12 protein-coding genes are annotated in these 12,037 nt (G+C 65.5%); 4 read left to right on the top strand and 8 right to left on the bottom strand.

All coding sequences use genetic code 11. From position 1 onward, the window contains the following. Nucleotides 1-399 precede the first annotated feature (399 nt). Both C461_RS01000 and C461_RS01005 read left to right on the top strand, forming a co-directional pair. Nucleotides 400-894: a redoxin domain-containing protein gene (locus C461_RS01000; RefSeq protein WP_007997822.1), complete on the top strand. Its 495-nt coding sequence runs from the start codon at nucleotides 400-402 to the stop codon at nucleotides 892-894. 122 nt (nucleotides 895-1,016) lie between these two features. Beyond that, nucleotides 1,017-1,814, top strand: a complete 798-nt coding sequence (locus tag C461_RS01005; protein WP_007997824.1) for an SDR family oxidoreductase — start codon at nucleotides 1,017-1,019, stop codon at nucleotides 1,812-1,814. A 23-nt stretch (nucleotides 1,815-1,837) separates the two neighbouring features. Here the strand turns inward: C461_RS01005 and C461_RS01010 are convergent, their stop codons facing one another. From C461_RS01010 to C461_RS01025, 4 genes are read right to left on the bottom strand one after another with little or no spacing between them, the layout of a single operon-like run. Beyond that, nucleotides 1,838-2,608 carry an SDR family NAD(P)-dependent oxidoreductase gene (locus tag C461_RS01010; RefSeq protein WP_007997826.1) on the bottom strand — a complete coding sequence of 257 codons (771 nt, stop codon included), beginning with the start codon at nucleotides 2,606-2,608 and terminating at the stop codon, nucleotides 1,838-1,840. 42 nt (nucleotides 2,609-2,650) lie between these two features. Next, nucleotides 2,651-3,040, bottom strand: a complete 390-nt coding sequence (locus C461_RS01015; RefSeq protein WP_007997828.1) for a cupin domain-containing protein — start codon at nucleotides 3,038-3,040, stop codon at nucleotides 2,651-2,653. A gap of 60 nt (nucleotides 3,041-3,100) precedes the next feature. Continuing rightward, on the bottom strand, nucleotides 3,101-4,078 hold the full coding sequence (locus tag C461_RS01020; RefSeq protein WP_007997831.1) for an NAD(P)-dependent oxidoreductase: 978 nt from the start codon (nucleotides 4,076-4,078) through the stop codon (nucleotides 3,101-3,103). Continuing rightward, nucleotides 4,075-4,515, bottom strand: a complete 441-nt coding sequence (locus C461_RS01025; protein ID WP_007997833.1) for a universal stress protein — start codon at nucleotides 4,513-4,515, stop codon at nucleotides 4,075-4,077. The genes C461_RS01020 and C461_RS01025 overlap by 4 nt, the downstream gene beginning before the upstream one ends. A 218-nt stretch (nucleotides 4,516-4,733) precedes the next feature. On the opposite strand from C461_RS01025, the gene C461_RS01030 reads away from it, so the two are divergent. After that, a complete protein-coding gene (locus tag C461_RS01030) occupies nucleotides 4,734-6,293 on the top strand; it encodes an SLC13 family permease (protein WP_049906182.1) in 1,560 nt (519 codons plus the stop codon). 101 nt (nucleotides 6,294-6,394) lie between these two features. Continuing rightward, entirely contained in the window at nucleotides 6,395-7,408 is a 1,014-nt protein-coding gene (locus C461_RS01035; protein ID WP_007997837.1) for an aminopeptidase, read from the top strand. 93 nt (nucleotides 7,409-7,501) lie between these two features. Here the strand turns inward: C461_RS01035 and C461_RS01040 are convergent, their stop codons facing one another. The 4 genes from C461_RS01040 to C461_RS01055 form a co-directional block, all read right to left on the bottom strand. Beyond that, complete coding sequence (locus C461_RS01040; RefSeq protein WP_007997839.1) at nucleotides 7,502-8,989, bottom strand: tripartite tricarboxylate transporter permease; 1,488 nt, start codon at nucleotides 8,987-8,989, stop codon at nucleotides 7,502-7,504. Beyond that, on the bottom strand, nucleotides 8,990-9,586 hold the full coding sequence (locus tag C461_RS01045; RefSeq protein WP_007997841.1) for a tripartite tricarboxylate transporter TctB family protein: 597 nt from the start codon (nucleotides 9,584-9,586) through the stop codon (nucleotides 8,990-8,992). 94 nt (nucleotides 9,587-9,680) lie between these two features. Beyond that, entirely contained in the window at nucleotides 9,681-10,712 is a 1,032-nt protein-coding gene (locus C461_RS01050; protein ID WP_193365796.1) for a Bug family tripartite tricarboxylate transporter substrate binding protein, read from the bottom strand. Between the two features lie 167 nt (nucleotides 10,713-10,879). Further along, a complete protein-coding gene (locus tag C461_RS01055; protein ID WP_007997845.1) occupies nucleotides 10,880-11,857 on the bottom strand; it encodes an aminopeptidase in 978 nt (325 codons plus the stop codon). Between the last annotated feature and the right edge of the window lie 180 nt (nucleotides 11,858-12,037).

Raw genomic sequence — 12,037 nt, forward strand, 5'->3', positions numbered from 1 at the left:
GAGATGTGTATAAGAGACAGGAATTTCTCTGCGTTTTCAGAGAAAAATGCCACGTTGAGAACGCGCTATTTCTTGTGAGTGGTAGCGGACACCGCTCAGAGCCACTCTCAGAAACGTCGCTCCGAGTTCAAATCGCGAGTCACCGTAATAAAAGGTATCAAACACATATGTATAGATAGATGATGATGAACTATTCTACTTTCAGAGATAGCTAGGAACGCAGAGCCGACGGCAGCAGAATCACGTCTCGGACACGTCGCCGTCTGCTGGAACCGATACTTAAACCAACACGATCCAGAGAAGCGAAGGGAATATTACAGGATATGCCCAGCAATTAGCTCATATCGCGACGGCCGACGACCCGTTAGCATTAGGTCGCTGTCCGCGAGACGATCGGGCATGGTTTCTGAAGGCGACCGCGCACCCGACTTCACGGTCCCGTTGGCTGGCGGAGACGGCTACGACGACGTCTCCGAATTCACGCTGTCGGCGGCGATAGGCGACGGTCCGATCGTGCTCGCGTTCGTTCCGGGTGCGTTCACCGGTGGGTGTACCGAGGAGATGTGCACGTTCGGAAGCGAACTGGGCTCCTTCGAGGCGCTCGACGCCTCGGTGTACGGCGTCAGCGTCGATCTCCCGTTCGCGCAGAACGTCTGGATGGAACAAGAGGGGTTCGACGTGCCGATGCTCTCGGACTGGAGCCACGAGGTCACCCGCACCTACGACGTCGTCTATCCGGATATGTACGGTTCGATCGAGTCCGCCCAGCGGAGCGTCTTCGTGATCGACGCTAACGGGGTCGTCACCTACCGGTGGGTCCGTGAGGGCGGGAATCCCGAGTTCGAGCCGTTCGTCGACGACGTCCGAGAGGAGGTGAAAGCGGCGCGCCGATAGCGTCCGACAGCGTGAGTCCGCCCACAGTGCTCCGGGAGCCACGTGACACCAGCCCTAGAGCCACGTGACACCAGCCCTACCGTGAACGGAAACGTTACCTCCTCCCAAAGAGACACCAACGCATGGAGTTAGGACTCAGCGGAGCGTCCGTGTTCGTCGCGGCGGCAAGCAAAGGGCTCGGACTCGGTGCAGCGACCCAGTTCGCCGCGGAGGGAGCAAACGTCGCGATCGCCTCCCGGAGCGCGGACAACCTCGCTGCGGCCCGCGAGTCGATACTCGAAGAGACCGGCTGTGACGACGACGCGGTGTTCACCGTCGAGATGGATCTCGCCGACGCCGACGCGATCGAGTCGGGTATCGCGGCGGCTATCGAAGCGTTCGGCGGACTGGACGTGCTGGTGACCAACCACGGCGGTCCGAACAACGCCTCTTTCGAGGACACCCCCTTAGAAGCGTTCGACGGGGGGTACAACGACGTGCTCCGGAGCACGGTGGTGCAGTGTAAGGCCGCCCTGCCCGCGCTCCGCGACGGCGGCGGCGCGGTCACGCACCTCGTCGCCGCCTCCGCGGCGGAGCCGACCGCACACGGCACGCTCGGTAACGTGTTTCGCCCGGGCATCTACGGGCTCTCGAAAACGCTCGCCAACGAGGAGGGGAAAAACGGGGTCCGATCAAACTGCGTGGCACCGCGGGGAGTGCTCTCCGACCGGATCGAGTCGAAGATCGCCGCGCGCGCCGAACGCGAGGGGCTGACGGAGGCGGAAGTGCGCGAACTCCGCGTCGCGGAACTCCCGCTGCCGGAGATGGGAACGACCGAGGAGTTCGGGAAAGCGGTCGCGTTCGTCTCCTCTCCGGCAGCGTCGTACGTCACCGGGTCTGTGTTACCCGTCGACGGCGGGTGGAGCTCGCGTCTGCTGTGAACGCCAAATAGCGTTCGCGAGGGCTACGACTCCGGGACCAGAGTCGGCGTCGGGTACGTCCCGCCGTTGACGTGCAGCACTTGTCCGGTCACGAACGACGCGGCGTCCGACGCGAGGAAACAACACGCGTCGGCCACCTCCTCCACGTCACCGAGCCGTCCGAGCGGGGTCGAGCGGATCACTTCTCGCTCGATCCGGTCCCACTCCTCGGTTCGCGTCCGATCGACGTCGATGAGCCCGGGCGAGACGCCGTTGACGCGAATTCCGTCGGCGCCGAGTTCGGTCGCCAGCTGTCGTATCTGTCCGTCGATCCCCAGTTTCGAGCCGTACGAGTGGGCGTGGCCGTGCTTGCCGAGATACACCATCGCGCCGATCAGGCTCACGACCGAGCCGCCGCCGCGGTCGATCATGTCCGGGACGACCGCCTGCGTCGTCTGGAACACGCCCCTGAAGTTGACGGCGAGCACGCGGTCGAGGTCCCGCGTCTCCACGTCGAGAAACGGCTTCGACGGTCGGTAGGTCGCGTTGTTCACGAGCACGTCGATCGGGCCGAGCCGATCGCAGATCTCGTCGACCATCGACCGGATGGCGTCCGGATCGCCGATGTCGGCGAGCGCGACCGCGGCCTCGCTCCCGGTGTCCCGAACGAGACGCGCGGTCTCCGCACAGCCCTCCTCGTCGGAGCGCGCCGTGACTCCCACGTCCGCCCCGGCCTCCGCGAGCCGGACCGCCGTCGATCGGCCGATGTTCCGACTCGACCCGGTGACGAGGGCGGTTTTTCCGGTTAGGTCCATGCGTGTCTCACCTCGATCCTCGCTCGACCCGTCGCGGCGCAGTTAGACATCGAACTCCTCCTGGTAGTCAGTCGCGTCGAGTCGGTCCTCCCGAAGAGGCCAGAACGCGAGCAAGCGCGCCGGCTCCGAAGTGACGGCACGGGACGCGTGCGGGACGTCTGGTGGGATCTCCACCGCGTCGTGAGTGCCGAGCGAGACGCGCTCGCCGTCGACGAGGAAGTCGACCTCGCCCTCGATGACGATCGTCGTCTGCTCCCACGGGTGGCTGTGCTGCGGCTTGTCCTCTCTCTCCGGTCCGATCGTCGTCATGCCGACCATCTGGTCGACGCCTCGGAAGACGACCTGCTCGAATCCGGGCCCTTCCTTCGCGACGGGCGCGTCAGCGAGGTTGTACACCGACGGAATGTTCTCCGGGTCGTATTTGCGGACCATACTCTACCGAACGACGAGACGGACTTAAACTCGTAGGGTGAAACCGCGGCGCTACGCCCGTCAGTTCTCGATCGGCGGGACCGCGACGAACCGCTCCGGCGGCGTGCCGCCGTCCATGATCTCGAAGGTGCACTCGACGAGCGTCTCGATGATTGCCGATCGGGCCCGAACCGACGACGCCGCGATGTGCGGCGTCGTGACGACGTTCTCGAACTCGTGAAGCGGGGAGTCGGCCGGGAGCGGCTCGGTCTCGAAGACGTCGAGTCCGGCACCCGCGATCGTTCCGTCGCGGAGGGCGGCGATCAGCGCTTCGGTGTTGACGATCGGACCGCGCGCGGTGTTGACGAGGACCGCGTCGTCCGCCATCGTCGCGAGCGCGTCGGCGTCGATCATCCCGCGCGTCTCCGCAGTATGCTCCGCGGTGACGATGACGGCTTCGGGCTCCGAAAGGACCGTTTCGAGGTCCGTGAGCGTCGCACCCGTGATCTGGGCGTCGATCTCGTGGACGTACGGGTCGTGCGCGTACACGTCGACGTTGAACCCGTCGAGCAGCCCCGCCAGACGCGATCCGACGTTCCCGAAGCCGACGATACCGACGGACGTGCCCGCGACCGGGCGCGCGTTCGGCACCTCGTCACGCCACTTGCCCGCCTCCAGCGCGCGTTGGCCTATCAGGACGTTCCGCTTGACGGCCAACAGCAGCGTCAGCGCGTGTTCGGCGACCGAGAGCGCGTTCATTCCCGGGGTGTACACGACGGCGACGCCGTGCTCGGCGGCTGCGTCGAGGTCGATGGTGTCGATCCCCGTTCCGATCTTCGCCACGAGTCGCAGCGAGTCGGCATTCGCGAGCACCCGTCGGGTGACCGGCAGCCGAGACGTGGTAAAGAGGACCTCGACGCCGTCGAGCGCGTCGATCAGCGCCTCTTCGGTCGGGTCGACGCCGACTTCGAGCGCGAGGGCGTCGCCGACCGCGCGCTCGAGCACGTCGCGCGGCTTCACGTCCTGGTCGACGAGCGCGCGCGGCGCTCCGCTCGTCATTCCTTCTTCTCCGGTCGAACGTGCGTGACGACCGGGCAGTCCGCGTTCAGCAAGACGTCTTGCGTGACGCTGCCGAACAGCGCCTTGCCGACCGCGGAGCGGCGGCGACCGCCGACGCAGATGTAGCTCGCGTCCTGTTCTTCCGCGTACCGAACGAGTTCGTCGCCGGCGTCGCCGACGAGGCCGACGGCCTCGTAGTCGTCGGTCGTTCGGCTCGCGACGTCGGCGGCCATTTCTTTGGCATACGCCCGAATGTCGTCGACGGGGACGGTTTTACCCGTGTCGCTGAGACTGTCCTGTTCGAGGTCCCGAAACGCGGACTGGCTCAACACGTGGACGACGTGGAGGTCCTCTCCGAACGCTTCGGCGTGCTTTCGCCCCTCGATCACGGCGTTGCTCTCTCGATCGATCCGCTCGACCCCGGCGACAATTGTCATGGTTGCCAACGACTCTGTGACGAGCACTCTTATAGCTTTCAGTGGGACGCCGCGGACGACGCGACGCGAGCCGATTCCGGACGGCCGCCCGTCGCGGCCGTTGTGCTCGTTCAGATCGTCGTTCCGATCGTCGTTCCGATCGTCGTTCCGATCGCCACCTGTACCTGGTTTGCTTGCTCCGTGGTGTTTTTGAGGCGCACCTGCGTTGGTTAGAGAATATGCCTGCCTCTCAGGGCGGATTGCGCGCTGCCGTCGGCAGTTTGCCCCTCCCGAGCTTCGGCGTTGCGGGGATCTGGGTCTCGATCGCCGTCCTCGTGGGGGGCACGCTCGCGCCGCCGCTCGGCGGACTCGAACGCGAGATGCAGCTCGTGCTCGCCGTCTTTCTCTTCGCGCTCGTGTTGTGGCTGACAGAGGCCGTCCCGTACGTCGTGTCGAGCACGCTGGCTCCGGTGCTGCTGTTCGCCCTCGGGCTCGTCCCGGCGTTCGAGGACGCGGTCAGCGGGTTCGCGTCGACGCTCGTCTTCTTCCTGCTGCTGCTGTTGCTCCTCGGGGGGGCGATCTCCAAGGTCGGACTGGGGAAGATCGTCGCGAGCCGGATGCTCTCGACGCAGAGCACGCCGCGGACGACCGTGCGCTCGCTGTCGACGCACATGGTCGGACTGTCGCTTTTGATGCCGTCGGCGGTCGCGCGGGCGGTGACGTTCATTCCCGTCGTCAACCAGATGACCGACGCGTACGGGCTCCCGGACGACGGCGCGTTTCGCAAGGCCTCCTTCATCGTGCTCGGCCACATCAACCCGATCGGGTCGATGATGCTGATGACCGGCGGCGGGATGGCGATCATCACCTCACAGCTGATCAACGAGTCCGTTCGCACGATCACCTGGGTCCAGTGGGCCGTGTACATGATCCCCCCGATGGCCCTGCTGTTCTGGCTGTCGACGGTCAGCGCCCTCATCGTGTACGGCGTCGATGACGACCTGACGCTCACGACGGCGGACGGCGACGGAGAGACCCGAGCGGACGGCGATAACACGGAGGCCGAGCCGGACGGCGGCAGCGCGGGGGCCGAAGCGGACGGCGGCAACACCGAGGACGGAGTCGGCGACGTGTTCGACGTGAACGGAGACGACGACTCGACCGACGGCGAGACAGCGCTGACGCGGGATCAGCGAATCGTCACCCTCGTCATGTTGGGTGCGGTCGTGGCGTGGATCGCCGGCTCCTTCGCCGGAATTCCGACGATCGTTCCGGCGGCCGCGGCCGTCGCGGTGCTCTCGGTCCCCGGCGTGGGTATCGTCGACCGCGACCTGATCGCCGACGTCAGCTGGGGGATCCTCTTTCTCATCGGGGCGATGTTCTCCATCCTCGACGCGATGGAGGCGACGGGGACCCTCGATTACGTCGTCGAGACGCTCATCGCGGTCGTCCCGTTCGGCGCGATGGCGCCGTGGCTGGTGATCGGGACCCTCCTCGTGCTCGCCGTCTTCATCCGCTTGTGGTTCTCGACCGCGTCGGCCGCGATCGTCGTCACCCTGCCGATCATCATGGAGTTCGCGAGCGTCCTCGGCCTCAACGAACTGTACCTCGCGCTGTCGGTGCTCATCGTCGTCGGCTCGACGACGTTCTTCCCGTTCAACACGACGTCGGTGCTGCTCTCGTACGACAAGGGCCCGCTCGGGCTCGGTGACGTGTTCGCCTTCGGGCTCGTGACCATGGTCCACGGGGGACTCGTGATCGTGTTGTCGTGGCTGTTCTACTGGCCCCTCGTCGTGTGACGGCGCAGGCTCGATGCAGCGGTGACGGTGACCCCTTCCGGACCGATCGCTGCCGTTTCCCCGTAGATACGGTTATTCTCCGGCGCGTCAACTGCTCGGACATGAACGACGGACGAGTCCCCGAACTCATCCCGGCGGTGACGCGGCTGGCAGAGACGAACGTACGCGCCGATGACCGTGTGGCGCTGCTGGCACCGACTTGGACCGAGAGGGCGGCCGTGACGGCGCTGTGGTCCGCGTTGACCGCCGTCGGAGCCGACGTGACGACGCTTTCGACGGTCCCGAACGACGTCCGGAACCACCCGCTTCGACCGGTCGTCGCGGGGGCGATCGAGCGGGCCGACGTCGTCGTCAACTGCGGGGCGTACGCCGGGTTCCCGCCGGAGATACTCGAGTTCGTTCGTAACGGCGGCCGGCACCTGAAAGTCTACGCGACGGTCGACGCGCTCACCGGCGGGACGGCGGCGGCGCATCTCGACCCCCGAACGGCCCGTCGGATGCGCCGAGACGTCGAGTGGGTCGCCGATCGACTGACCGCGGCCGACGAGCTCCGTCTCACCGCGCCGAGCGGAACGGACGTGACGGCCTCGGTGACCGGGATCACGGCCCGCAAGAGCCACGGAGACGCGGCCGCCCAACACGGTCACACCGCCTTCCCGACCGGCGAGACGGACCTCACCCCCGTGCCGGGGTCCGCGGCGGGAACGATCGTCGTCGACACGTCGATGAGCCGCATCGGGCGCGTCGACACGCCGATCGAACTGACCGTCACGGACGGACGGGTGGTCGGGATCGACGGCGGGAGCGAGGCCGATCGGCTCGCGAGGACGTTGGACGAGTACGCAGACGGGTGTCGGTCGGTCGGTGAGTTCGGCTTCGGAATGAATCCCCGGACGCGACCGACCGGCGTTGCGACAAACGACAAGAAGCTCCGCGGCACGGCCCACGTCGGCCTCGGCGACGTCACCGCCTGGCCGACCCTGACCGGCACTCCGGCGGTCGACGCGGGGCGGCCGGCGCCGCTGCATCTCGACGGAATCTGTCGGTCAGCGACCCTCCGTCTCGACGGGGAACTCGTGATCGACGACGGATCGCTCGTCGCTCACAGTTGCTGAAAGTGCCTCCGGTGTTTCGCGTGAAGACTGTGAAAAATAGCGCTCGGACGAATCGACAGAACGCGTCCGGAGTGGGGCTGCGCGAGCCCGGAGCTACGCGAGCCGCTTTTCGAGCGCGGGCTTGACGTACGGCCCGACGAGGATCAGGATGATCGCCGCCGTGATGAGCAGCGACAGCGGCTTCGTCACGAAGATGTCGTAGGAGCCGCCGGAGATCTGAAGCGATCGCATGAGGTTCTCCTCGGCGATCGGTCCCAAGACGACCCCGAGCACGAACGCGATTATCGAGTAATCTTTCCGCACCATGATGTATCCGAAGAACCCGAGCAGGAGGACGGTGATCACGTCGACCCAGTTGGAGCGAAGCGTGTAGCCGCCGACCATCGATAACACGAGGATCATCGGGATGATGATGTGGGTGTCGATCAGGGTGAGCTTGGCCAGGCGAGTGACGACGAGCACGCCGATCAGGATGATGAAGATGTTGCCGATCAGGAGCGCGATCAGAAACGCGTAGGTGATGTGCAGGTCGGTCTCGAACAGCTGCGGGCCGGGGCGCAGTCCGTGCATCAGCAGGCCGCCGAGCAGCACGGCGGTCGAGCCGCTGCCGGGGATCCCGAACGAGATGGTCGGGATCAGCGACCCGCCGATGGTGCCGTTGTTCGACGCCTCACTGGAGATGACGCCGAGGGGGTTGCCGTTACCGAACGAGCCGGGGTCGTCGGAGCTCCGCATCGACTCGCCGTACGCGAGGAAGTTCGAGACGGTCGCGCCGGCGCCCGGAATCGCACCGATGAACATGCCGATGTAGCCGGATTTGATGATCGTCCCGGGGTGCGAAAGCGTCTCCTTGACGCCGGAGAGCGTGCTTCCGGTCAGATCGATATCGCCGTCCGCGATCCCGCCCTCTTGGCCGGCGAGCTTCAGCATCTCGGCGATCGCGAACATCCCGATGAGCGCCGCGATGAAGTCGATGCCGTCGTAGAGCCCGAGGCTCCCGTAGGTGTACCGGAGCTCCGGGGAGTTCGGGGCGATGCCGATCGTCGTGATCAGCAGCCCGGCCGCGCCGGCGACGAGCCCCTTGACCATGGAGCCGTCGGCGACGATGGTGATCATCGAGAGTCCGAGGATCGCCATCAGGAAGTACTCGGGCGAGCCGAACAGCAACACGGCCTCGATCAGGATCGGCGAGATGAGCAGCAGCGTGATCACGGAGAGGAACCCGCCGACCGCGGACGCGGTCGCGGACATCGAGAGCGCGTCGATGGCGCGTCCCTGCTTCGCCATCGGATAGCCGTCGAACGTCGTCGCGGCCGCCCCGCCGGTCCCCGGCACGTTCACCAGGATGGCGGAGATACTGCCGCCGTACATCGCGCCGCTGTACATGCTCACGAGCAGGATGATCGCGTTGATCGGGCCCAATGGGAGCGTCAGGGGCAAGATGATCGCCATCCCGAGCGAGGAGCCGATCCCCGGGAGAGCGCCCGCGATCATGCCGAGCGTCAGCCCGATGACCACCCAGAGCGGCGTCGGCCAGCTGAAGACGAGCGAAAGCGCCTCGGAGAAGGCGGCGAAAGCCATCTAGAACACCCCGCTGGTGAGGAAGATTTCACCGCGGTCGAGCGGGACGCCGAGCACCGACATGAAGCCGAACGCGATCGCGAAGCCGATGACGGCGAGCACGCCGGTGAGGTGCCACGGCTGTTTAAACCAGTACCCGTACGCGACGACGAACAGCGGCGTCGCCCAGAGGATACCGATCGCGAAGCCGACCGCGGCGTATCCGGTGATAACGAGGGCCGTAAACACCGAATCGTGGATCGGTCGCCCGACAGTGGAGAACTCGTTCCGGTCGGTCTGCGCCGTGTCGGCCCCCGCTTGTTGCTGCTCTTCGGCCTTTTGCTGGCGCTTCTCGAAGTCCTCGTCGGCCTCGAAGACGCCCGCCGACTCCTCGACGACGGCTCGAAGCCCCTCGGGGAGGTACTTCGAGAAGAAGATCAAGAGCGCACCGACGAACACGACCGACCCCGTCAGTCGCGGGAAGCGCGCGGCCGCACTGATGTCGAAGCGGAACGTCTCGACGAGCGCAAAGCCCGACCCGAGGATGAGCACGATCAGGAGGACGCGCTCCTGATCGAACCGTTCGGACAGCCGTCGATACAGCGATTTACGTGACATGCTTGCGTGGTACTGGTGTTTGAGTGGTATTAATACACATGGTCTCGGCTGGTGGTGCGGCAGATGACAAACCCGCGGTGGGAAAGCGGTGCGCCTACTGGCTCGCGGCGTCGCGGACCGCTTCGAGGTCGACCTGTTCGGGGATCTGTTCGAACGCGTCGGCGACGGCGTTGGAGGCGCTCTCGGGGCCGCCGTACTCGACGACGTTACCGGTCTCTTCGGACCAGCTCTGGACCTCGTCGGTCTGGAGGGCCGCTTCGAGTGCCTCCGTCAGCACCTCGATGTGGTCCTCGGAGGTCCCTTCCGGGGCGAAGACGCCGCGGACGAGCTGCCCGAGGAAGTCGATGTTGTCGTAGCCGAGGTCGGTGGTGCTCGGAATGTCCGGGAACACTTCGGAGCCCTGACTCGATAGACACGCAAGGACGTCGATGCGGTCGTCTTCGGCCGCGCCAGCGGCGCCGGTGTCGGTGGCGATCGAGACGGGCACCTCGTCGGAGATGGTCGCCTGAACGGCCGGGCCGGTCCCGTCGTAGCCGACGTATCGGTCCCACTGGAGGTCGTAGCTGTCGTTCCCCTTCATCAGGAGAGCCAGCACGTGGTCGACGCCGCCGCGTTCCTTCCCCGAGAAGATTTCGAGCTCGCCGTCGGCGTAGCGGTCGATCATGTCTTCGAAGCCCTCGATCTCGTAGCTGGGGTTCGCGACGACGACGAACGGCGTCCGCGCGTACGTCCCGATACCTTCGAGCTTGGTCATGTCGTACTCCGGCGGGTTGACCATCGCCGAGACGGGCGTGGACGGCGGGTTGAACCCACCGATGGTGTAGCCGTCGGGATCGGCGTTGTACAGCTGGCCGGTGCCGCGAAGCGACGCCGCACCGGGGACGTTCTCGATCGCGATGTTCGTACCGAGTTCGTCTCCCATGTGGCTGATGAACTGGCGGGCGTACGTGTCGGTTCCGCCGCCCTCCGAGAAGGGGATGATGTACGTGATGTCTCCGTCGGGGTACTCGCCGTCGCCCCCGCCCGAACAGCCGGCGAGGCCGGTCATCGCCGCCGCCGATGCGGCACCGGTGTACTTGATGTAGTCACGACGGGTAGCAGACGATCGATCGTTATTGTCTCCCATACAAACGTAACGAAAGTCAGAACCCTATTTGAATCTTTTGGTACACGACTCTATTAAGAAATCGAGTTTATTTACGAACGCATCGGTAGAACCCGAGAACGTGCAGTATTCCAATTGTTGGCGGCGAAAATGAGGAGAATAGATATTATAAACGGATACCGGGTGGATCAGAAGAAAGTGAAGTCACCGTCCTCGACGACGACTTCGCCGTCGAGTTCGAGCGTCGGTTCGGCCATCATCGCGTCGAAGTGAACGGGTGCGCGGGTGGTGCCGCCGAGGTTGCTGCTGGTGCCAATCCCGAAGTGGACGTTGCCGTAGCGACCGTGGTCGTTCGAGAACCAGCCGTTGAAATCGGGACACTCGGGGTTCATACCAACCGCGAGCTGGGCGATGTTGTAGACGGCCGGGTCGTCGTGTTCGGCCCAGACGCGCGCGATCTTCTGCGCCTCCTTGCCCCCTTCAACCGAGGTGACCGCGCCGTCTTCGATCTCCATCCGAACCGGCTCCTCGAGGACGCCGATGTCGAGGTTCGGGATCGCGCCGTCGAAGACGACGGTCCCGTCGGTGCCGCCCTCGACCGGAGAGATGTTCGCCTCGATGTGCACCAGCGCGGTGAACTCGCCCGCCTCGTCCGCGATCCCGGGGTGTGAGTTGCCGTCCCGACCCTCCAAGTCGACGGTGACGTCCGTCCCCTGCGGGGACGTGACGCGCGCCTCGCTCGCCTCGGAGAACTTCCGCGCCATCTCCTCGCAGTGGGGGCGCATCCCCTCGTAGTCGGCGTACAGCCCGCCGCGGATGAGCTGTTCGTCGGTGAACTTCACCATGCTGATGACGCGCGCGCCGTTCTCCTTCGCCTCGGCGGTCGCGCTGGAGTGAGTGATCGACCGGTGGACCGGCGTGATGATCACGTCGGCCTCCATCATCGCGGCCGCGACGGTGTCTTCGGGCTCGTTGCCGTCGTACTCGCGGGGGTCCATCATCGTCATCGTCACGTTGGCGTCGCGTTCGTTGGCCGCCGCGGCGACGCGCTCGGCGACGTCCGCGACCTGCCAGTCGGTCACGACCAGCACGTCCTCGCCGGCTTCGATCGCGGCGCAGGTGTCGACGACGATACTCGCTCCTTTCATCTCTTGGATGGAATCCATGTCCCGACAACACACAGCGGGCTACTAATACGTTCCTGAACCGGTCGGTCGCGTTCCTGAACCGGTCGGTCGAGCTCCCTGCCGCGCCCGGGTACCCGATGCGCCGAATTCGGGAGCCGGCCGCGAATACTCACAGGATCGAGACATGTGATCGGATCGCACCGACGTGTTTATGTATTT

This window comes from Halorubrum aidingense JCM 13560, assembly GCF_000336995.1.
Lineage (GTDB): Archaea > Halobacteriota > Halobacteria > Halobacteriales > Haloferacaceae > Halorubrum > Halorubrum aidingense.

Bases quoted from the DNA above. Each gene is read 5' to 3' on its own strand.
- C461_RS01010 (WP_007997826.1), bottom strand. From the start codon at position 2,608: ATGGACCTAACCGGAAAAACCGCCCTCGTCACCGGGTCGAGTCGGAAC.
- C461_RS01030 (WP_049906182.1), top strand. From the start codon at position 4,734: ATGCCTGCCTCTCAGGGCGGATTGCGCGCTGCCGTCGGCAGTTTGCCC.
- C461_RS01050 (WP_193365796.1), bottom strand. From the start codon at position 10,712: ATGGGAGACAATAACGATCGATCGTCTGCTACCCGTCGTGACTACATC.
- C461_RS01000 (WP_007997822.1), top strand. From the start codon at position 400: ATGGTTTCTGAAGGCGACCGCGCACCCGACTTCACGGTCCCGTTGGCT.
- C461_RS01045 (WP_007997841.1), bottom strand. From the start codon at position 9,586: ATGTCACGTAAATCGCTGTATCGACGGCTGTCCGAACGGTTCGATCAG.
- C461_RS01035 (WP_007997837.1), top strand. From the start codon at position 6,395: ATGAACGACGGACGAGTCCCCGAACTCATCCCGGCGGTGACGCGGCTG.
- C461_RS01020 (WP_007997831.1), bottom strand. From the start codon at position 4,078: ATGACGAGCGGAGCGCCGCGCGCGCTCGTCGACCAGGACGTGAAGCCG.
- C461_RS01055 (WP_007997845.1), bottom strand. From the start codon at position 11,857: ATGGATTCCATCCAAGAGATGAAAGGAGCGAGTATCGTCGTCGACACC.
- C461_RS01040 (WP_007997839.1), bottom strand. From the start codon at position 8,989: ATGGCTTTCGCCGCCTTCTCCGAGGCGCTTTCGCTCGTCTTCAGCTGG.
- C461_RS01015 (WP_007997828.1), bottom strand. From the start codon at position 3,040: ATGGTCCGCAAATACGACCCGGAGAACATTCCGTCGGTGTACAACCTC.
- C461_RS01005 (WP_007997824.1), top strand. From the start codon at position 1,017: ATGGAGTTAGGACTCAGCGGAGCGTCCGTGTTCGTCGCGGCGGCAAGC.
- C461_RS01025 (WP_007997833.1), bottom strand. From the start codon at position 4,515: ATGACAATTGTCGCCGGGGTCGAGCGGATCGATCGAGAGAGCAACGCC.